Here is a 21,547-nt window from a genome sequence, read left to right on the forward strand (position 1 = left end):
AGGTGTCTTAGGTTTCTAAGGTGGTGAAAAAGAAAAAACCTGCGAAGCAGGTATAGTATTCTTCACCACCTAAGAAACCGAAGACACTTAAGAATCACCTAAGGGAATTCCAATTCGAGCTGTATCCCGCCCTCTGCCTCATTTTCCTTCTCCAAGTTTGATAGGGTCACCCCCAGCAGCCTTACCACTGGCGCTTCTTCCAGGTGTTGATCCAGCAAATCATGTACAATCCGAATCAACTCATCCAGGTTCCGAATTTCTGAAGCAAAGGAACGGCTGCGGGTAAGGATTTTAAAGTCGGGTGACTTGAGCTTGAGGGTCACCGTACGTCCAAAATTCTCGGTTCGACTCATGTAGCGGTGTACCCCTTCGGCCAAATCGCTGAGCTTGTTTTTCATGACCTCGGGGTCACTCACATCGTCATTAAATGTGCGCTCGGCACCAATCGACTTGCGGATGCGGTGTGGATTCACCTCCCGTTCGTCTTCTGCCCGCACAATGCGGTAATAATGCCGCCCGGCTTTTCCAAAAAACCGCACCAGATCGGCTTCGCTACGCTGTTTGAGATCCCCCCCCTTGTAGATGCCCATGTTGTGCATTTTGCGGGCAGTAACTTTGCCTACGCCGTGAAATTTTTCCACGGGGAGTTGTTCCAAAAAAGGGATGGCCTCTTCGGGGGTAATGACTTTGATGCCATTGGGCTTATTGATGTCGGAAGCAATTTTGGCCAAAAATTTGTTGAAAGAAACCCCCGCTGAAGCCGTCAATCCCGTCTCTTTTTCGATGCGTTGGCGTATTTCCTGCGCAATCAGGGTGGCCGAAGACATGTTCTTTTTGTTTTCACTCACATCCAGGTAGGCTTCATCTAGCGAAAGGGGCTCGACCAGGTCGGTATAATCCAAAAAAACCTCCCGGATTTGGTTGGACACAGTCCGGTATTCGTCAAAGCGGGAACGCACAAACACAATCTCCGGGCACAGTCGCCGCGCCATTCCACCCGACATGGCACTGCGCACCCCAAATTTACGCGCTTCGTAACTGGCCGACGCCACGACGCCCCGCGTACCACCTCCACCCACCGCCACGGGCCTGCCGCGCAACTCCGGGTTGTCTCGTTGTTCCACCGAGGCAAAGAAGGCGTCCATATCGATGTGGATGATTTTGCGCATGACAATAATAGGTGTTTCACCATACCCCACTTGGGTACAGCAAAAATATAAAAACTTATTGGCGACTTTTAAAAAGAAAAATTTCAACTTCTGTTCATTGAGTCTTTTTAGTATGTTGTGGCAAAATTTAATGATCATGAGACTCACACTTGTCGTCCTCCTCCTGGCCTTGAGCCAACTCTGCCTGGCTCAGCCTCAATTCAAAGGCAAATGGAAACCGATCTTCAATGGCAAAAATCTGAAAGGTTGGGATGTGAAAATACGGGGTTATGCCCTCAACGAAAATTTCGGCAACACCTTCCGGGTGGTAGACGGGAAAATGCAAGTGAATTATGAAGCGTACTCCGACTTTAAAGAACAGTTTGGACACATTTTTTACAAAAAACCTTATAGCCACTACATCGTAGCGGCGGAATACCGCTTCATCGGCCAACAAGCGCCCAAAGGGCCGGATTGGGCCTTTCGCAACAGCGGCATCATGGTGCACGGCCAACCCGCCGCAACCATGGGCAAAGACCAGGATTTTCCCATCTCCATTGAAGTGCAACTTCTGGGACAGGACGTAAACATCAAGGCACCACGCACCACCGCGAACCTTTGTACCCCTGGCACCAACGTCGTGATGAATGGCAAATTGTACACCCCCCATTGCACCAATTCCAAATCCAAAACCTACTACGGGGATGAATGGGTACGCGTAGAGGTGATGGTCTTGGGCGATTCCATCATCAAACACATCGTGAATGGGGATACGGTATTGACGTATTACAAACCACAAATTGGCGGCGGCACGGTCAGCGGTTTTGATCCTGCGGTCAAAAAAGATGGCCAGATGCTTACCTCGGGAAGTATTTCGCTGCAAAGTGAAAGCCATCCGGTGGAATTTCGTAAAGTGGAAGTGATGGATTTGGAGAAGTATTATCGGAAGAAGAAGTGAAGAGTGAAGAGTGAAAAGTGAAAAGTGCAGAGCATGTACACCAATTGTTTTTCAACTGCTATCGATTTTTTTTTCACTCTTCACTCTTCACTCTTCACTCTTCACTCTTCAACTTCAACTTCAACTTCAACTTCACTTTTCACTCTTCACTTTTCACTCTTCACTCTTCATGCAAGCCATTTCACTTTTCGAACTCCAATCCTTCCTGCGCCAGGTCGTTGCACTGAATTTTCCAGATGCACTATGGGTGCGTTGTGAAATTGCACAACTGAGCCAATCGCGGGGGCATGTGTACCTTGAATTGGTGGAAAAATCCGAAAATGAAAATGAACCTACGGCTCAGGCTTCGGCGGTCATCTGGCAAAGTGCGCAGCGGCGCTTACAAAGCAAATTAGGTGCCACCAATTGGAAAGCCCTGCTCCAGGTAGGCGCTGAGCTCCTGCTGCGGGTAAAAGTGGAACACCACGAGCGCTACGGCCTCAAACTGATGGTGGACGACATCGACCCCAGTTATACCCTGGGCAAACTGGAACAACGCCGCCGCCAACTGTATGAGCAACTGAAGCAACAAGGACTGTTGGGCAAAAATAGAGAATTGCCCTTGCGCCCGGTTTTGCAGCGCATCGCCGTGATTAGTTCTGAAACGGCAGCGGGCTATCAGGATTTTTTGCAACACCTGGGCGAAAATGCCTACGGCTATGCCTTTAAATCCAGCTTATTTTCAGCCGCCATGCAAGGTGCCTTGGTGGAGGCTGAGGTGTTGAAACAATTGCGGGCCATCCGCCGCCGGGCAGCTAGTTTTGATGCTGTAGTCCTCATTCGGGGCGGTGGTGCCAAACTGGATCTCGCGGGTTTTGATAGTTTCGCTTTGTGTGAAGCAATTGCCAATTTTTCCTTGCCGATTTTGACCGGGATTGGCCACGATGTAGATGAAACCTTGGTGGATCTGGTGGCGCATACAGCGCTGAAGACGCCCACGGCGGTTGCTGATTATTTGCTGCAACACAACCTGCATTTTGAAAGCCAATTGTTGGAGTTGAGCCAGTACCTACGCTACCAGGTGACTGAAAGTTTACATTCGGCGGAATTGGAGCTCAGCACCAGCATCCAAGCCTTACAAACTGCCCCTCAACTGCTTTTAGCTCGGCATCAGGATAAGTTGCAGCGCATCGCGGCGGAGTTACCCCTCGTTGCCCGCTACCAACAACGCGAGCAAGGACAAAAAATCGAACAGCTGGAGCAGATTTGCCAATTGTTGAGCATTGAAGGGACTTTGCAACGGGGCTTTGCGCTGGTTTCCAGAAATGGCAAGCCGCTTGCTTCGGCGCAGGATATTGTGGCTGGGGAAATGTTGGAGACTGAATTTAAAGATGGGGTGGTGTTGAGTAAACATGAGTCATCCCGAATTTTTGGGAGAACGAACCGCGAAAGCGGTTGAATTTTGAATAGCCCCGGACGACCGGGGCTATTCAAAATTCAATCGCTCAGCGATTAGATTTTAGCCCGATTTTGGCTTTTCAAAAATTCGGGATGACTCATGTTTCCAACAATTTTTATCTTTGCTCGCTATGGAAACGACTTACGAAAGCGCTTTGGAAGAACTTCAACAAATCACGCAAAATTTGCAGGAGGGCAAAATCGGCATTGACGAGTTGGCTGTGCAGTTGCAACGCGCGGCTGAACTGATTCGTTTTTGCCGCGACAAACTGCGCAGCGTGGAAAAAGACATTGAAGGGCTATTTGAAGAATTGACATAATGGCAAAGGGGCGACAAAAAAATAAGTGTTCATTTTGCCACAGGATTAGTTAATTAAACGGTTCATTTTAAGTGTATTAACTAATCCTGTGGCCTAAAAAAATGAACACTTATTTTTGCCCCACTACTAATAATCACATGGAAAGGGTTTATCTCGCTACAGGTAGCAACATTGGCGACAAATCGGCTCATCTGGCCAAGGCATTGGAGCTTATCGAAGGTTACGTTGGCGACATTGTACAAGTCTCCGGGGTGTACCGCACTGCCGCCTGGGGCATTGAAGACCAACCGGAATTTTTGAACCAGGCGATGGCGGTAGACAGCAATTTGGAGCCCGAAACCTTGTTGTTGGCCGTAATGGACATCGAACGCCAAATGGGGCGTGAGCGCCGCATCCGTTGGGGGGAAAGATTGATCGACATCGACATTTTGTTTTATGGAGATCTGGTATCCCAATCCCAACGACTGACGATACCGCATCCTTTTATCCAGGAGCGCAATTTTGTGTTGCAACCGCTACTTGAAATTGCACCGGATTTTTGCCACCCTGTTTTACAAAAAAGCATTCGTGAACTGGCGGCTGCCTGCCCCGATCCCCTGAAAGTGGAGCGGATTTGAACGACCTGATTATGAACGACACCTTTCCATACCAGTTCATCGCCATCGAGGGCAACATCGGCGCTGGCAAAACAACCTTGTCCAATCAACTGGCCGCAGAGTACGGCTGTCGCTTGATCCTGGAACAGTTTACCGATAATCCCTTTTTGCCACTCTTCTACGACAATCCCGAACGTTACGCTTTTCCAGTTGAGCTATTTTTTATGACCGAACGGCACAAACAGCTCCAGGAAGAATTGTCCCAAACCCACCTTTTTCAGCAGTCCATCATCGCCGATTATTTTTTCATCAAAACCTTACTTTTTGCCAAAAACAACCTCAAAGAAGAAGAATACCGCTTGTTTCAAAGCTTGTTCAATGTACTGAATTCAACCTTTCCCCGGCCCGATTTGTTGGTTTACCTACATCGCCCGGTGGAAAGATTGATGTACCAAATCCGCAAACGGGGCCGTGCATTTGAGCAAGACATCAGCGATGCCTACCTGGAACAAATCCAAGCCGCCTACCTGGAGTTTTTCCGTACCGAAAATTCTATTCCGATTCTGATCATCGAATTGGAAGACCTCGATTTTGCCAACGAAGCAGCTGCTTATCAACAAGTCAAAGACTTGATTTTCCAAACCTACTCCTCGGGTGTGCACCGAAAAGTAGTGGGGCAAAAATAAGCGTTCATTTTTTCTAAGCCAGTGGATTAGATAAGAAACTTAAAATGAACCGTTTACTTATCTAATCCGCGGGCAAAATGGAACACTTATTTTTTTATCGCCCCAAAAAAGTCTAAAACATGACCTCATTAAAAACCTACAATACTTTTGGAGTAGACGCCCTGGCACCCGAGTTGCTCGTAGTCGAATCAGGCGAACAACTCTTGGAACTGTTGAGTACGCGTGCCAAACGACCCTACCTCATCCTCGGTGGAGGCAGCAACGTGTTGTTTCGCCAAAGCCCTGGCGGTGCCGTCCTGCTCAACCGCATCAAGGGTAAGGTAGTTGTGGAGGAAACGGATAGTGAGGTTACGGTTGGTATTGGGGCTGGTGAAAATTGGCACGAACTGGTCCTGTGGACACTTGAGCACAATTGGGGTGGCCTGGAAAACCTTTCCCTGATCCCTGGCACCGTGGGTGCTGCGCCCATTCAAAACATTGGCGCTTACGGCGTTGAATTGAAAGATACCTTTGCTGGGCTGGAAGCCATCGAGTTGAGAAGTGGCGAGGAGTTGGTTTTTTCAATGGAAGATTGTGCCTTTGGCTATCGCGATAGCTACTTCAAAAGGGCGGGCAAGGGCAAATATTTCATCACCCGGGTGTATTTGACCTTGCAAAAACAGCCAGTGGTCAACGTCTCTTACGGCGCGATCAAGGAGGTACTACAAGCCGCTAACATTGATCAACCTACCATTCAGGATGTAAGCAGAGCGGTGGTGGAAATCCGCAGTTCCAAATTGCCCGACCCGGCACTCATTGGCAATGCGGGGAGTTTTTTCAAAAACCCGGAATTGGAGGCTGAGCGGTTCTACCGCTTAGAAGCTGAATATCCCCAAATCCCTCATTTTTCTGCCCCAGGAGGCCGGGTGAAGGTGCCCGCTGGCTGGCTCATTGAACAGTGCGGCTGGAAAGGACAACGCAGGGGCAATGCTTGCTGTTATGAAAAACAGGCGCTCGTGCTGGTCAATTTAGGAGGGGCTACGGGTGCAGAAATTTGGGCACTGGCGCAAGAAATTATGGCATCGGTTAAAGAAAAATTTGGCGTGGTGTTGGAGGTAGAGGTCAACGTGATTTAACTATTCCGGGTGTATGGTTTCAAAATTCCCCGTTTTTCGATTTTTCCGCACATTGTCCCAATGGAAATAACGGCCATTCATTACCACATATACTCCAGGGGGGAGCATTTGCACAAAGGCTAGTGCACTACCCATGTTGAAGAACCCATCCGAAGAGGTGCCAAAAGCATAAGGGATCATGGCACCGGTAAGCACAATGGTTTTGTTTTCAAGGTTAGTATTGGCCAGGTAAGTTGCGGTTTCGACGATGGTATCGGTGCCGTGGGTGATCAAAATCTGCTGGTGGGCATTGCGCTGGCAATTGTGGGCAATGATGGAGCGATCGGCATCGGTCATCTGCAGGCTGTCGATCATCATCAGGGTCTTGACGTCCACATCGAGGGTGCAGCGCCCGGTGACCAACATTTTGGGCAGGTGGGTGTCCTGGAAATACAATTCTCCCTTGATGTAATTGTATTCTTTGTCGAAGGTGCCGCCAGTGACGAAGATTTGGATCATGGTATTGGGTATAAAAACGTAGAGACGCAAAATCTTGCGCCTCTACATTATTCAATATCCCACAAATTTAGGATTATTCTACCTTAAACTTGGCATCATCCAGGCCCTTATTCCATTCGATGGATTTGACCTTGAACTCCAAGGGGAAAGGTAATACTCCGGCAATGACGACTTTGCGCGGCACAAAAATGCCATTTTGTTCTTGATAATCAGCAAACTCAGTGGTTTGAGTGCCTGCTTCGTTGACTTCAACGTTTTTGACCATATAGCCCGTTTTGACATCAAAGAAAGTGGTCTCTTTGTTGCCTTGCGGGTCTTCGATCACCACTTTGTGGGCTTCGCTGCCATTCACGGCTTCGGTGCCTTTGTAGCTGAGTTTGTACCCCAATTTTGCGTAGTGCAATTCGGGGAAAATTAATGCATCGCCCGACGCTTTTTTCAGCTCTTTTTCACCCATCGCCGCAGATTGGCCTTGCTGGGTTACTTTGCCACTTTTGCCATCAAAAACCTGCGATTGTACCTCATTGCCCATGGCGGTTACGCTGATTTTGACTTTGCCTGGGTCTTTTTTCATGGATACCATTTCCAGGGTCATGCCTTGTACACTGGCTTCCATACTCATGGATTCATCCACGATGGCCATCAATTTTTCCTTGCCACCAATGGCCTGGATGTATTTATCGATGACTTGCTCTGCACTCATCCCACCCACGGCAGGAGCGGCAGGAGCTTTAACCGGATTGCCATCCGTATCGTAATAATTGACCGTTCCGAAGGCTTTCAACTTATCCACCACATCATCCTGGCTGCCTACCACTACAATGTGTGCATTTTCAGGGAGCAGGTATTTTTGGGCTGCGGCCTGAATTTGCTCAGCAGTAATTTTGCTCAGGCGCTCCAAGTAAGTGTTGTAATAATCCTTGGGCAGACCATAGCGTGCAGTATTGAGTGCATAATTGGCAATGGTTTGGGGTCTTTCCAAACGCATGGCAAAGGTGCCCGCCATCACGGCCTTAACGCGACTCAACTCTTCTGGTTTTACCAATGTCTCGCGCATCTTTTTGAATTCTTGCATGAACTCCACGATGGCGCTGTCGGTTACTGCATTGCGGAAGCTACCCGAAGCGGAAAAATAACCCACTTCAATATCGGGGTTGACGTTTGAATAGGCACCGTAGGTGTAGCCCTTGTCTTCACGCAGGTTTTGGTACAAACGACTATTGGCGTCGCCACCAAACAAAGTATTCATCACAATTACGGGCAAATAATCAGGTTGACTTGGCTTGAGCTGGATCGGGTAAGTAAAATCGATGACGGACTGTACTGAACCATCGCGGTTGACAAAATCGATCTGCTTTTGTTTGGGTGCAAGGGGTGCTGCAAAAGGGGTTTTAGTCACCGTTCCTTTTTGCCATTTGCCAAAATATTGGGTGGCTTTAACCAGTGCTTGAGCTGGCGTGATGTCACCTACCACAATCAAGTAGGAAATATTGGGCTTGAAATAAGTAGCATAATATTTACGACACTGCTCCAAGGTGATTTTACCTACGGTGGCCTCGGTGCTCAACTCGCCATAAGGGTGGTTTTTGCCATAACGCACCACATTGGCTACATTCCCGGCAATGGCATCAGGTTCATCTTTAGCAGAAGCCAAGGCAGACAAGGTCTGTTTTTTCAGTTTGTCAAACTCCTCCGCTGGAAATGCAGGATTGAACAACATGTCACTCATCAAAGCGAGCACCTTGTCCTGGTGTTTGGTCAAACCTGATCCAAACAAACCCGTAGCGCTGGAACTGATGTTGGCGCCGATAAAATCGATGGCTTCGTCCAGTTGGGCCTTGGTTTTGGTTTTGGTACCATTGCTCAAGAGTGAGCCCGCCATTTCACCTACCCCGGCGTACTCACCTTCGAGGTTAAGTGGGGCATCAATGAAGAGCTGAAAGGATACCTTAGGCAGTCTGTGGTTTTCTACCACAATGACTTTGAGCCCGTTTGGCAATACGTTTTGTACATAATTGCCCAATTGAATTTTGGGTGCAGGAAGAGCGGCTGGTGCCTTTTTGCGAAAATCTTCCTGTGCTTTCAGGTTTAAACTCAAGCCTAAACCCAATAAAAAGCATATTCCGTAAATGATGTATTTTTTCATGTTTTGACAGTTCTTCGGGTTAGTCAATTATTGTTTTTGTTCAGGCAGCCAATAAAGCACTACGCGGTTGTTTTTGTCCAGGTATTTTTTGGCTACCCGCTGCAAATCCTCACGCGTCACCTTGAGGTAACGGTTGATGTTGGTATTGATCAGAGTGGCATCGCCGTAGTAGGTCTCAAAATTGGCGAGGTTTTCGGCGATTCCTTCCAGGGTGCTGTTTTCGTCAACCAGATCGGCTTCGAGTTGGTTGCGCAGCTTTTGGAACTCCGTTTCTGGCACCAATTCGGTTTTTACCCGTTCAATTTCAGCATTCAAGGCTTCCTCTACTTTGGCAGGTGCGATACCTAAACCCGCAATGCCCAAGATAATGGAGGCGCCGGGTTGCTCCAATGGTAGCGAAACCGACTGTGCGGCAACGGCCAGTTGTTTTTCATCTACCAGCGCTTTATACATCCGCGAAGATTGACCACCCGAAAGCAGGCGATTCAACATTTGCAAGGCATAAAAGTCAGGGTCGGTTTGAGCCGGCGTGCGGTAAGCCATAAAGACCCCAGGCAATTGTACCTTGTCAAAAATGGTATCCCGAACTTCAGTCCCCAAGGCAGGTTCAACGATGGTTGGGCGATAAATCGGACGAGTCCCTTTGGGAATGGTCGCGAAATACTTTTCGATCATCGGTTTGATCTGCGCTGGATTAATGTCACCAGCAATGGTCAACACCGCATTGTTCGGCACATAAAAGTCTTTGTAAAAATTGACATAGTCCGATTCGGTGGCATTGTCCAGGTGCTCCATCGAGCCGATGGGCGTCCAACGGTAAGGGTGTTGTTTGAACAGGCGTACGGCCATTTCTTCCAAAAAGCGGCCATAGGGTTGATTGTCGATGCGTTGACGGCGCTCTTCTTTCACCACCTGGCGTTGGGTTTCGATGCCTTTGGTTTCTACCTTGGCTTGCAACATCCGTTCGGATTCCAACCACAGCGCTAGTGGCAACTGGTTGGAAGGTAAAATTTCGTAATAATAGGTACGATCCTGGCTTGTGTTGGCATTGTTGACACCACCAGCACCCGAGAGGTATTTGTCAAACTCACCGCGGCCTACGTTGGTAGAACCTTCAAACAGCAGGTGTTCAAAAAAGTGTGCAAAACCCGTGCGTTCCGGGTTTTCGTTTTTCGAACCAACATGATACAGAACGGACACCACTACAATTGGGGTAGAATGTTCTTCGTGTAAAATGACCTTGAGGCCGTTGCTCAAGGTATAACGTTCGAATTTTACTGGGTTCAACTGAGCGTTGGCCAAAAAGGGCAAACTCAGGACGCATAACAGCAGGGAATACGTAATGCGCATAAGGCTGATTGGTTTAATGGAGAAATAAAGTGTCTGGATTATACTATAAAGACAAATCCAAGCTTAAAAGTTGGCATAAGAACGCTGTTGTTGTAAATTCTTGGATGAAAAATTGAAAAAATATCGACCAAAGGAGGTTAAGAAGAAGTTGAGGAAGGTTGAGGGAGGTTTAGGCTCCGCAAGCGACTTAGACATCGACATGGTCAAAATCGCTCGCGGTAGCCTAAACCTTCCTCAACTTCCCTCAACCTTCTCAACCTCCCTTCAACTTTTCAACTTTTTTCCGTAACCTTGCTCCATCCAATACCCATACCCATGCCAGACGTAAAAATTGAAGCCTCCTGGAAAGCCGCCTTGGCCGAGGAATTTGAAAAGCCTTATTTTCAGGTTTTGATTGATTTTTTGAAAAAGGAAAAAGCCGCTGGGAAAGTCATTTTTCCTCCTGGGCCGCTCCTATTTAATGCCTTTGAACTGACGCCCTTGGCCGCAGTCAAAGTGGTGATTTTGGGCCAGGACCCTTACCACAATCCCGGCGAAGCCATGGGCCTGTCTTTCTCCGTGCCCAAAGGTGTAAAAACGCCTCCGTCTTTACAAAATATTTACAAAGAACTGTTGGCGGATCTGTTAGTTCCCATCCCCAGTCACGGTGACCTGAGCAATTGGGCAACCCAAGGGGTGTTTTTGCTCAACGCCATGCTATCGGTGGAAAAAAGCCGGGCTGGTTCACACCAAAGTTCGGGCTGGCAACACTTTACGGACGCGGTTATCCGCACCCTCTCTACGGAACGGGAACATTTGGTCTTTATGCTCTGGGGCAATTTCGCCAAGAAAAAAGCGGCCTTGATTGATGGGAGTAAACACCTGATCCTGGAAGCGGCGCACCCTTCACCCTTGGCAGGTGGTGCCTTTTTCAACTGCAAACATTTTTCCAAAGCCAATGCTTATTTAAAAGAGCATGGCATGGGAGAGATTGATTGGAATGTGTAAGGGTTTTACCTAAAGATGTCCGCTACGACCTCATCCCTTTTCCCTCTGCTGATCGGGATTTTTACTGTACCAATCTCCAACATGTTTCCATCCAGCGCACTGACTTTGGTTTTGGCGACGATGTAGGATTTGTGAACCCGGCTAAACTGTTGTACCGGGAGTTGTTCCTCCAGGTTGCGCAAACTTTCGAGGGTGACGTACCTGCGGTTGCCGCTGCACACAAAGCGGACGTATTCTTTCAGCCCTTCGATGTAGAGGATGTCTTCCAAAAAGACCTTGACCAATTTGCCATCCACTTTTAGGGATAAAAAATCTGGGGCAGTAGTGCTCTCTCCGGTGCTTCCTGACTGCCGGGCATTCAGCAGCTGTTTGACTTTATGCACGGCCTGTAAAAAACGTTCAAAGGGGAAAGGTTTGAGCAAGTAGTCGACTACATTGAGGTCATAGGCTTCGATGGCGTATTCGGTGTAAGCGGTGGTGAAAACGACTAGGGGCGGATTTTGCAGGGTTTTGAGCAGGTTATTGCCACTCAGGACTGGCATCTGGATGTCGAGAAACAACAAATCAACCTGACCTTGTTGCAAACGCTCCAGTGCTTTCATGGGTAATTTCTCTTTGCCGATTAATTCCAAATCGGGCACTTGCTGGACGTAGGCTTCCAACAAATTGAGGGCGAGGTATTCGTCGTCGACGAGTAAAGTGCGGATCATAACTTCAGCTTTAAAGTTACTTCAAAGTTGCTGTTCTGGTCTTGGATTTCAAAATGATGAGCTCCGGGGTGCAACAACTCCAGGCGTTGGCGCAGATTGTCTAGACCGATCCCGCCGACATTGTCTTTTTGCACGTGCTGTACATCGTCCTTGCTGTTCCGGGTTTTAAAATGTAGCCAGCCTTTTTCGGTACTCAATTCAAGCTGAATGTAGGCTTTTTCATTCAGTTCGAAATCGGCGTGCTTGCAACAGTTTTCGACCAAGGGAATCAGCAACATGGGTTCCAGGCGCAGGCCTTCAATATGGCCACTGACTTTAAACGTAATGTCGAGCGGCGTTTCACTGCGCATGCGAAACAGCTGTAAATACTGCTCAATATGGGCAATTTCGGTTTCCAGGGGTATTTGTTCGGCTTTGGAGTCGTACACCACATAGCGCAGGAGTTTGGAGAGTTGCATCACCATATCCGCCGTTTGGGGCGAGCGCACTACGGCCAGTGAATAGATGTTATTCAGGGTATTGAACAAAAAATGTGGGTTGATCTGGGCGCGCAAAAACTGCAATTGGGCCTCGTTTTGTTTGCTGATGATGGCCATGTTTTGTTGCTCGTGCCGAAAACGAATCTCCAGAATTTGGTAAAAGGTACTGACCAGCAGCGTCAGGATATTGGTTAAAATCGCGCCTGCCCACCACTTATTGCCTTGGACCAGTAGAACTGCATCAGGTTTGATTTCCGGAAACAACTGGTTCAAATTGACCCGAATAGCGGCAATGCCTATTATCAGTAAGGTTGACCACAGCAAAAACTGGATGTAATGGTTTTTTTCAAAATAGCGCTCCACCAGCCAAAGGTTGGCGTAAAAGAGCAGCGCCATGGGCAGCAAATTGCCGAGCCCTCTCGAAATGCCAATACTCATTGCGCCAAATAAAGGTTGAAAAACCCAGGCGTAAACCAGAATCAAGACCACCCAAACGCCAATGTGAAAGGCGACTTTAAGGCGCTGATTGTTCAAAAAATGGGAATTCGTTGTCATTACTTGAATGTATACTTCCAAAATTACACAAAGGAGTGCGCATAACCGGGCATTTTCAACCAACAGTCAGAATTCTTCAACGAACCCAACTATCCGTACTGAATAAAAAAACTCAAAACTTGTAACTCTACCCATTCATTGAAGGTTTTTTACACTTGGTTGAACATATTTTGACCTCAGGATCCAAAGGGGTTGTTTTGTGGCATCGAAATCATTTTTCACAACCAAAATCAACCATAAAAAATATACCATGGATTATCTCATTGAACATTTCGGTCTGTTGCCTGGCTGGTTGCTGGGGTCAATGGCCATTTTTATGCGGTACCTGATTTTTGCAGGTACTGCTTTTTTGATCTTCTACGTGCTTTTCAAACGGCGATATTTCGGGATAAAAATTCAGCAGACTTCTCCCAAAACCAAGCACATTGCCAATGAGTTGTCGCATTCTATCGCCACGGCATTCATTTGGGGCACGGTTGGCCTGGGTATTTATTGGCTGCGCAAAAATGGGTTCACCCACATCTACCTGAACATGAGTGAATACGGGCTGGCTTATTTGTTCTTTTCCTTTTGGTTTCTGGTGTTTTTGCACGACACCTACTTTTACTGGATGCACCGCATGGTACACCACCCCAAATTATTTCCCATTTTTCACCGGGTACACCATATATCTTTTAACCCTACGCCATTGGCTGCCTTGTCCTTTCACCCCCTGGAGGCCATTCTGGAAATTGGGATAGTACCCCTGATTGTATTGGTGATGCCTTTTCACCCGCTGGTCTTATTTTTGTTTGCCACCTGGTCTTTGTTGTTCAATGTAATGGGGCATTTGGGGTATGAGATTGCACCCAAAGGTTTTGTGGATCATCCCTTTTGGAAATGGTTCAACACCCCTACACACCACAACATGCACCACGCCAAGGTACACTACAATTTTGGCCTGTATTTCAATATCTGGGATCGCCTGATGGGCACGAATCACCCGGAGTATGAAAACACGTTTAATCAGATTAAAAATAGGGTTTAGGGAGGTTTAGGAGGTTGAGGGAGGTTAAGGCTACCGCGAGCGATTTTGACAATAGTCTTGTCTAAGACGCTCGCGGTAGCCTTAACCTCCTCAACCTCCCTAAACTTTCTCAACCTAAAAAACCATCCACATGAAATCCCTAATGATCCTGCTACTTAGCCTGCTGAGCACCATTGCCCTGAGCGCTCAATCCCAACAAAGCAAAACGGAAAGCCCTTTTGGTACACCTATGGAGCGAGCCAAACTCCAAACCGAAAAAATGAAAGCGGCCTTGCCCCTGCGGACCGACCAAATCGACAAAATTTATACACTCAACCTCAAATATGCCAAGATCATGCAAAAAGAGGTTTTTGATCAAGGGGCTTCTCAATGGACCATGTACACCAAAGGCAGTGAAATCAACAAGCGCAAGGAGAAGGAGTTGAAGCCTATGCTCAGCGAAGCGCAGCTGAAAAATTATGAAAAACTGAAGGCGGAGATGCGGAAGCAAATGCTGAATGGTGAAAAGCCACGGAGTTTGGATGATTTTAAGTGAGGAGTTAGGGGCTTAGTCTCAAATAAGCTAAAGCGACATTTAATTAGCACAAAGAATAAAAATAGAGGACACAGAGGACACAAAGTTAGACGTTGACAGTGCTTTGCTTTGTGTCCTTGGTGCCCTCTATTTTCCCTTTGTGATTAAATAATATCGCTTTTGGTAAAGCAGGGTTAAAGAAATGCCAGAAGGCCCTTTTTCGTGCTTATCAATAAAACATCACCGCCGTCTTCGGCAATCGTTTTTGGATTTGTTTTTGCTTTTCCTTGTCAAATGGCTCAGCGTCGAGAACGAGCATCGTGAGATTTTTTAACCCAAAAATACTCTCTGGTAATTCTTTCAAAGGATTGCCCGAAAGCCACAATTCCTCCAGTTCTGACAAGTTGCCAACTTCTGCGGGAATACTTTCCAGTTTGCAAAAAGTCAGGTTCAATTTTTTGAGCTTTTTGCACTGTTGAATGGCGGAGGGTAGGGAATTGAGTTCTACGTGCATACAATTGAGCTCTTCCAGATGCTCAAGCGTAAAAACCTCCGCAGGTAAGTCATAACCATCGGAGTAATCGAAAGAAAGAATGATGTTTTCCTGCTCCAGGAAGCTGGTAAAAGATTCAAAAAACAAGGAGCTTGAATCTCTGCCGTACAACTCAAGCCATTCCGTCCAAATGCCCTGGAAAGTGGTATCCCGGGTTGCACTTCTCCGAATGGGTTTGCCTTCACGAATGCGTTGAACCAAATATTCAAAATTCCATTGATCCCGCACCGGGTTGTAAATTTCTCGCAATAGCAAATTAATTGTTCCTTCATTCCAATCAAACCATTCCGCGTAAGGTGCGTTCAGGCCGATGTCGTGGTCCATTGAAATAACATAAGGTACGGCAGTTTTGCCATCAATTTTGATGGCGCCATCGTTTCCACCACCCAGCAGTGCATATTGGATAAGGGCATCCCCGGTGATGCGTTGGTGTGCATTTCCAGCCATGAATACCTTGGTCTCAAGATTGCCCAAAACCAGCAAATCGGGCTGACTTTTAGTGAGTGTAATGGCTGAATCCACTTTGAGGTTGCCTTTGATCACGATTATGTGTGCCAGTTTTCCCCATTCCTCATCCTGTAAATTAGACATCACAATGTTTTCGCCTTCAATCACCGCCACTTTCACCTTACCCGGTTTGCCATGAAGCTCCATGGTGCCCAGGCGTTCCGAAATTTTGAAACGTTGCTCAGCTTCTACACCGTTAATGAGTGATACTTTTCCTCCACTAAAGGCAGGCCATTTGACTTGAGCAGGGGCTTGGCAACCCATCAGCAGCAGAATAAAACTGTAAAATGAAAATTTCATAGGGATATAAGGTTTTTTAAAGAGGTGTAAAAAGCAGCCTTTTTTGTTCCATATTAAAAAAAAAGTAAAAAACTTTTTTCCTGACGCGGTTTGGCAAGGCTTTTGGTTAAGAATCCCCGGTACCTCCTCCTTTTTTAAAAACCGCAAAAACATAGATATGGCAAGAAGACTAACACTTCTGCTGCCACTACTCTTGCTATTGCCTTTGCTGAGTTTTGCTCAGACAGAGCCAATCAAGGCCAGGGTATTGGTGAAGCTAAAAGAAACGACCACACCAGCGCAATTCATGGTCGAATTTGCTACACAAAGCCGGGCAGGTGGCGGAGTTTGGCTGGAAAAAGCGCTGAGCACCCGCTCCAATGTACACCTGATGATGTACGACTCTACCACGATCAACGCGGAGGAACTCCTGTATGAGTTGAGTCTGCAAGCCGAGGTAGAAGAGGTCACCTTTGATTATTACGTGGAAAACCGCACCGACCCCGACGATCCCAACTTACAAGAACAATGGGGTCTGGCGACCATCGAAGCCCAAAAAGCCTGGGCCATCTCCACGGGTGGGGTCACTGCGCGAGGCGACACCATCGTAGTGGCGGTATTGGACAGCGGCTTTGACGTGGACCACGAAGATCTGGCCGCCAATATCTGGGTCAATCGAGGTGAAACCCCCAACGACAACAAAGACAATGACCGCAACGGCTACATCGATGATGTGCAAGGCTGGAATTTTATCCGCAACAGCAACAAACACCAGGTTGAACAACATGGTCAATCCGTAGCTGGAATCATTGGTGCGGTTGGCAACAATGGCATCGGGGTGACGGGCATCAACTGGCACATCAAGGTGATGGTACTGGAGGCTCGCCTGGTTTCGGAAATCATTTCCGCCTACGAATACATCCTGGAGCAGCGCGATCGCTACAACCGCTCTAAAGGCAAAGACGGGGCTTTCATCGTAGCCACCAACGCGTCTTTTGGCATCAACCGCCTCTTCTGCAAGGATCAGGTCATGTGGGGCGACATGTACGACAAAATGGGCGAAGTAGGCATCCTCACCGCCGCCGGTGCAGCCAATAATCCCTGGGATGTGGACGAAGTGGGCGACATGCCAACTACCTGCCCCAGCGAATACCTGCTCACGGTGCTCAATACCACCGAAGTGGATCAGCGCTACGTAGGTTCGGCTTATGGCAAAACGTCGATTGACATGGGCGCCCCTGGGCAAAACTCCTTTACGACCAAACCTTTTGGGAATTACGGGAGCTTCAACGGCAACTCGGCGGCAGCGCCCCACCTCGCAGGGTCGATTGCACTGCTGTACAGTGTGCCTTGTAATGATTTTGCCCTCAAAACCTTGGTTGAGCCCTCGGCAACGGCCCTCCGGGTCAAGGAGGCCTTGATCAAAGGGGTAGATGACGTGGAAGCGCTGAAGGAGCTCACGGTAACGGGTGGTCGCTTGAATGTGTACCGAAGTATGGAGCACCTGCGCCAGGATTGTCGCACGGTGCCCGACGACTTCAAAGGCATGCTGATTTATCCGAATCCGGCGCGTTCCAGTATCACCCTTTCGGTGGATCAGCCAGAGAAGAGCCCGATTCAGATTCGGGTCTTAAATACTTTGGGACAACCCATTTACCGCAAAGTGATGGACGTGATGTTCCCGGGAATTCAACAGGAAGTGATTTCGGTGGGCGATTGGCCAAGGGGAACTTACTTCGTGGAGGTGTTCATGGGGAAGGAACGGAAAATGGGTAGGGTAGTGGTGAATTAGTGCGTTACCTGCCTTAAGTGATTCCTTAAGTGTCTGTGGTTTCTTAGGTGGTGAAAAAATCTTTTCTTTCACCACCTAAGAAACCTAAGGGCGATAAAAAAATAAGTGTTCATTTTGCCAGAGGATTAGACAAGTAAAAGGTTCATTTCAAGTGTCTTATCTAATCCTTTGGCTCAAGGAAAATGAACACTTATTTTTGCCCCACTACTAAGGCACTTAAGAAGCACCTCAGAGATGCGCTATTTAATCCTTTGCGCCAAAACCTCCCCACCGTTCAGTGTGGTAAAAAATCGGTTTGTATCGATCCAATAAGATCTGCGGGCATCACCAGTAATCGCCAAACCACTCTCCTCATTCGGCACCACCACAAAGCCTCCCTTCCCATTCCCCTTTAACCAAATCCCCCGCGAAGCATCCTGCCTGCCCATATGCCCTTCATTGGCGTAAAAATTGCCCGTAGCCAGAGCATCCAAGTGCCCATCTCCGTCGACATCTTTTACCAGGAACCCAAAAATGGGCGATTGTTGCGCCAGCAAGGGCAAAGGCTTGAGTACAAATTGCCCATTGCCTTGATTTTCGGCATAACAACTCCGCAGTTCCTTGGCTTGCAGCTCTTGCGCATCGGCACGCTCCTTTTTGCTGAACAAGTCGGCAAAACCCACCTTCGCATAATCGGCATAAAGTGCGTATTTTCTACGAAACTGTACCATCTGTTGGTTGAGCGCATCGCGAGGCAGGGCGGGCACACACTTGCCCTGGATAAAATACCCCATGATGGGATCAACCTTGCCATCTTGATTAAAATCTTTGGCCAACATTTCGATGGGTTCGGTAGGGGAGGCCCGGTAAAAAGTATTCAAGCCTTCGTTGCCCAACAACAAATCGGGGTCGCCGTCCTGATCAAAGTCACCCGCGGCCAGGCTATTCCACCAGCCTTCGGAGTTGGGCAGAGTTTTGGCCACGAAACGACCTTTTTGGTTTTCCAAAATGGTAATTGGCATCCATTCGCCCACTATTACCAGATCAATGTCCTTGTCCTGATCCACATCCAGGGGCAATGCGTCACAAACCAATCCCAGTTGCTGCAATAAAGGCGCTACGGTCTGGCTGACGTCCGTAAATCGACCGCCGTCGTTGCGCAGGAGATAACTGGCCGCAGGCAATGGGTAAGTCCCCGGGATTTGGCGGCCCCCAATGAACAAGTCCAGGTCGCCATCGTCGTCGTAGTCAAAGGGACGAACGGCTTGGCTGCTTACCGCGAGGGTAGGGAATTGATTGGTTTGGGTAAAATGAGCCTGTCCGTCGTTGAGCCATAAGATGGGTTGATAAGCGGTTTTGACGGTCAAAGCTTGTTCGTTGCCACCACCTACGCTCAGAATATCCTGATCACCATCTCCATCGGCGTCAAAAATAGCGAGGTCACCCGTTTCAAACTCTGCTGTATTTAAACCGGGTAGCGCTTTGAAGCTGCCATTTTTTTGCTGGAGAAAAATATTGCCAGGACGACCCCGGTACGCATTGCCAAAAACCACATCGTTCAAGCCGTCACCGTTCAAATCGCCCACGGCAGCAGCCGGGCCATTTTTGGAGCGCATTTTGTGCAAGGCAAAGGTTTGGTTGAAATCGTTGAAGTCGGATTGCTGGTGCTGGTAGGGGAGGAGTTGAGGGAGTGTTTCAAATATTTTTGCAGTGGGTGCTGCATTTTTAAGCTTTGGCTTTGCTTCCGTATGTCTAAAAACTAGGGTTTGATTGGCGGCAACCTTGTACCTGGTTTCCTGGAGGTTTTTGCCCCAAAATACCTGTATGGAGTCAACAATTTGGTTTTTGCCCAAACCAATCAACACCCCTGCTTCAACCGAAGACAAGTAGCCCCGCACCGGGAAATGTTCATACAATTGGGCTTTGCCTTGAGTCCAAACTTTTACGGTGGCACCAATGCCATTCCGATTGCCTTCCTGCCCCTGAAAAGCCACTTTGAGGTAATTTTGCCCTTGCCGTTCACGGCTTTGATTTTTAAATACCGAGGCTTCAGCATCAACATTGTTGACGACCAAATCCAGGTCGCCATCCTGATCCAAATCGGCATAAGCTGCCCCATTGGCGTAGGACAATTCGTCGAGTCCCCAGGCTTTGGCGACGTTCTCAAACCCCAAATCACCCCGATTGCGATAAGCACAGTTGCGCAATTTCACTTCAGGCACTTGGGCCAGCAGTTTTTCCCGTACTTCGGCCCGACTGGCATCACTGCCAAAATAAGTGGAGCCCTGGTAGTAATGGATAAAATCCAGGTCGGTGATGTTTTTGCGGTAGCCGGTGGTGATGAAGATGTCTTTGTGGCCATCCAGATCCAGATCGCTGAGTAGGGTAGCCCAGCTCCAGTCGGTTTTGGCCACGCCCGCCAGCAGGCCCAAATCGCTGAAGATGGGGCCTTGTGCGTCGTTTCCGGTATTGATTTGCAACATGTTGCGCATGTACTGCAATTCGTAGCCGTACTCAGGCGCAATGCTCAGTTCTTTTTTGTCGTAATCGTGTTTGCCCAACATTTGTTTTTGGCGGGCATTGTCTTCGGGCAACATGTCCAGTTGAAATACATCAATTTTGGCGTCGTTGTTCAGGTCGGCGGCATCCAGGCCCATCCCAAATTGGCTGGTATGCGCCATAGCGGATTGGATGACGTTTTTAAAAGTCCCATCACCCTGATTGAGGTACAGGATGTCGCTGCTCATGAAGTCATTGGAGCAATAAATATCGGGATAGCCGTCTTGATTCAGGTCGGAAATGGCGAGGCCTAGCCCCAAACCTTCAAAGCGAATCCCGGCCTCTGCGGATACATCTACAAAAACCGGGTGCCCGTCTTTCCCGATGCCTTCATTGCGCAAGAGTTTGTCGGTAGAGGGGTAAAATCCATTGTTCATTTGGCGGCGCAAGGTGGTCGGATTTTGCAAATCGGGGGCAGTGTTTAGCAAAAAAGCGTCCAGATCGCCATCGAGATCGTAGTCAAAAAAAGCACTTTGGGTGGTAAATCCAGCATAGTCAAGGCCATAAGCCTGTGCGGATTCTTTAAAACTGGGACTGCTGGTTTTTTGATTGATGTACAGCAGGTTACGCACATTTTTTAAACCAGGCCCCTCGGCTACGCTAAGGTAAATATCGTCCCAGCCATCCTGATTGATGTCGATGATGGATACCCCGCTGCACCAGCGATCGGTTTTTATGCCCGCTTTTTCGGTGATGGACTCAAATTGGAAATTGCCTCGATTGAGGTAGAGTTCAGAGCTGACCTGATTGCCGGTAAAAAAGAGATCGGGTAGTCCGTCGCGGTTAAAATCACCGACACCTACGCCGCCACCGTTGTAAAAATTGGTGAAGCTGAAGGCGTTCAAGGTAGCGTCTGGACTGAGCTGGTTGTTGAAATGGATATTGGAGTGGGCTGGGGTGATTTTTTCAAAAAGTAGATCTGCTTTTTTGCAGCCGAGGAGGCCACAAATTGCCAGGACAAACAATGATAGATACAGGTTGCGTAGTGACATAGGAAGAGTTGATTTTTTGGCCTATGCAAACATAATAGTGAGTTGATTATTAGGCAATTGATTTAATGCATAATTTTTTGAGTGACGAGTTCCGAATACATGACTTATGAGTTTAGAAGTGAGCTACCGCAGCGGCTCAGACCAAGGCTGTGTCTAAGTAACTGCGGTAGCTCACTTCTAAACTCGTAAGTCATGTATTCTAAACTCGTAAGTCAAAAAAAAAGAAAATTATCAATTACCTGATAACCAACTCCCTTCAAGTCTTCTAAAAATCAATACCCCCCTTCCAGTACGGAAGGAGGGCATTGTTCAATAATGGTTCATTTGCTTATAGTTCATGCGTAGTACCGCCTAGGTAGT

Annotated in this window: 18 protein-coding genes; 10 read left to right on the plus strand and 8 right to left on the minus strand. The window is 47.9% G+C overall.

Annotated elements, in window-relative coordinates:
• Positions 1-98: 98 nt before the first annotated feature.
• Positions 99-1,169: a DNA polymerase IV gene (gene dinB / locus ACEW9O_RS06050; protein ID WP_373549239.1), complete on the minus strand. Its 1,071-nt coding sequence runs from the start codon at positions 1,167-1,169 to the stop codon at positions 99-101.
• A gap of 136 nt (positions 1,170-1,305) precedes the next feature.
• Here dinB and ACEW9O_RS06055 point away from each other — a divergent pair, with 136 nt between their 5' ends.
• The 6 genes from ACEW9O_RS06055 (at position 1,306) to murB (ending at position 6,260) form a co-directional block, all read left to right on the plus strand.
• Positions 1,306-2,106, plus strand: coding sequence for a DUF1080 domain-containing protein (locus ACEW9O_RS06055; protein WP_373549240.1), 801 nt, complete (start codon positions 1,306-1,308; stop codon positions 2,104-2,106).
• Positions 2,107-2,275: 169 nt separating this feature from the next.
• Positions 2,276-3,544, plus strand: coding sequence for an exodeoxyribonuclease VII large subunit (gene xseA / locus ACEW9O_RS06060; RefSeq protein WP_373549241.1), 1,269 nt, complete (start codon positions 2,276-2,278; stop codon positions 3,542-3,544).
• A gap of 130 nt (positions 3,545-3,674) precedes the next feature.
• Entirely contained in the window at positions 3,675-3,863 is a 189-nt protein-coding gene (gene xseB / locus ACEW9O_RS06065) for an exodeoxyribonuclease VII small subunit (protein ID WP_373549242.1), read from the plus strand.
• A gap of 137 nt (positions 3,864-4,000) precedes the next feature.
• Positions 4,001-4,480: a 2-amino-4-hydroxy-6-hydroxymethyldihydropteridine diphosphokinase gene (folK, locus tag ACEW9O_RS06070; protein WP_373549243.1), complete on the plus strand. Its 480-nt coding sequence runs from the start codon at positions 4,001-4,003 to the stop codon at positions 4,478-4,480.
• Between the two features lie 11 nt (positions 4,481-4,491).
• Entirely contained in the window at positions 4,492-5,145 is a 654-nt protein-coding gene (locus tag ACEW9O_RS06075) for a deoxynucleoside kinase (protein WP_373549244.1), read from the plus strand.
• 119 nt (positions 5,146-5,264) lie between these two features.
• Complete coding sequence (gene murB, locus ACEW9O_RS06080) at positions 5,265-6,260, plus strand: UDP-N-acetylmuramate dehydrogenase (protein WP_373549245.1); 996 nt, start codon at positions 5,265-5,267, stop codon at positions 6,258-6,260.
• Here the strand turns inward: murB and ACEW9O_RS06085 are convergent, their stop codons facing one another.
• The 3 genes from ACEW9O_RS06085 to ACEW9O_RS06095 all read right to left on the minus strand — a co-directional run bounded on the left by ACEW9O_RS06085 (position 6,261) and on the right by ACEW9O_RS06095 (position 10,254).
• On the minus strand, positions 6,261-6,758 hold the full coding sequence (locus ACEW9O_RS06085) for an asparaginase domain-containing protein (RefSeq protein ID WP_373549246.1): 498 nt from the start codon (positions 6,756-6,758) through the stop codon (positions 6,261-6,263).
• Between the two features lie 73 nt (positions 6,759-6,831).
• Positions 6,832-8,904 carry a M16 family metallopeptidase gene (locus ACEW9O_RS06090; RefSeq protein ID WP_373549247.1) on the minus strand — a complete coding sequence of 691 codons (2,073 nt, stop codon included), beginning with the start codon at positions 8,902-8,904 and terminating at the stop codon, positions 6,832-6,834.
• A 27-nt stretch (positions 8,905-8,931) separates the two neighbouring features.
• Positions 8,932-10,254 (minus strand): M16 family metallopeptidase, encoded by a 1,323-nt coding sequence (locus tag ACEW9O_RS06095; protein ID WP_373549248.1) that lies wholly within the window; start codon positions 10,252-10,254, stop codon positions 8,932-8,934.
• Positions 10,255-10,569: 315 nt separating this feature from the next.
• Here ACEW9O_RS06095 and ung point away from each other — a divergent pair, with 315 nt between their 5' ends.
• Positions 10,570-11,241 carry a uracil-DNA glycosylase gene (gene ung / locus ACEW9O_RS06100; protein ID WP_373549249.1) on the plus strand — a complete coding sequence of 224 codons (672 nt, stop codon included), beginning with the start codon at positions 10,570-10,572 and terminating at the stop codon, positions 11,239-11,241.
• Between the two features lie 5 nt (positions 11,242-11,246).
• On the opposite strand, the gene ACEW9O_RS06105 is transcribed toward ung, so the two are convergent.
• Both ACEW9O_RS06105 and ACEW9O_RS06110 read right to left on the minus strand, forming a co-directional pair.
• Complete coding sequence (locus tag ACEW9O_RS06105) at positions 11,247-11,951, minus strand: LytR/AlgR family response regulator transcription factor (protein ID WP_373549250.1); 705 nt, start codon at positions 11,949-11,951, stop codon at positions 11,247-11,249.
• Positions 11,948-12,985: a sensor histidine kinase gene (locus tag ACEW9O_RS06110; RefSeq protein ID WP_373549251.1), complete on the minus strand. Its 1,038-nt coding sequence runs from the start codon at positions 12,983-12,985 to the stop codon at positions 11,948-11,950. Before ACEW9O_RS06110 ends, ACEW9O_RS06105 begins: the two co-directional genes overlap by 4 nt.
• 250 nt (positions 12,986-13,235) lie before the next feature.
• On the opposite strand from ACEW9O_RS06110, the gene ACEW9O_RS06115 reads away from it, so the two are divergent.
• Both ACEW9O_RS06115 and ACEW9O_RS06120 read left to right on the plus strand, forming a co-directional pair.
• On the plus strand, positions 13,236-14,012 hold the full coding sequence (locus tag ACEW9O_RS06115; protein ID WP_373549252.1) for a sterol desaturase family protein: 777 nt from the start codon (positions 13,236-13,238) through the stop codon (positions 14,010-14,012).
• Positions 14,013-14,142: 130 nt separating this feature from the next.
• A complete protein-coding gene (locus ACEW9O_RS06120; RefSeq protein WP_373549253.1) occupies positions 14,143-14,547 on the plus strand; it encodes a hypothetical protein in 405 nt (134 codons plus the stop codon).
• A 208-nt stretch (positions 14,548-14,755) separates the two neighbouring features.
• Here ACEW9O_RS06120 and ACEW9O_RS06125 read toward each other — a convergent pair whose 3' ends face one another.
• Complete coding sequence (locus tag ACEW9O_RS06125; RefSeq protein WP_373549254.1) at positions 14,756-15,886, minus strand: leucine-rich repeat domain-containing protein; 1,131 nt, start codon at positions 15,884-15,886, stop codon at positions 14,756-14,758.
• A gap of 157 nt (positions 15,887-16,043) precedes the next feature.
• Here ACEW9O_RS06125 and ACEW9O_RS06130 point away from each other — a divergent pair, with 157 nt between their 5' ends.
• Positions 16,044-17,657, plus strand: a complete 1,614-nt coding sequence (locus tag ACEW9O_RS06130; RefSeq protein ID WP_373549255.1) for a S8 family serine peptidase — start codon at positions 16,044-16,046, stop codon at positions 17,655-17,657.
• Between the two features lie 239 nt (positions 17,658-17,896).
• On the opposite strand, the gene ACEW9O_RS06135 is transcribed toward ACEW9O_RS06130, so the two are convergent.
• Complete coding sequence (locus ACEW9O_RS06135; RefSeq protein ID WP_373549256.1) at positions 17,897-21,187, minus strand: VCBS repeat-containing protein; 3,291 nt, start codon at positions 21,185-21,187, stop codon at positions 17,897-17,899.
• Between the last annotated feature and the right edge of the window lie 360 nt (positions 21,188-21,547).

The sequence above is a fragment of the Haliscomenobacter sp. genome, from assembly GCF_041740695.1.
Classification (GTDB): domain Bacteria; phylum Bacteroidota; class Bacteroidia; order Chitinophagales; family Saprospiraceae; genus Haliscomenobacter.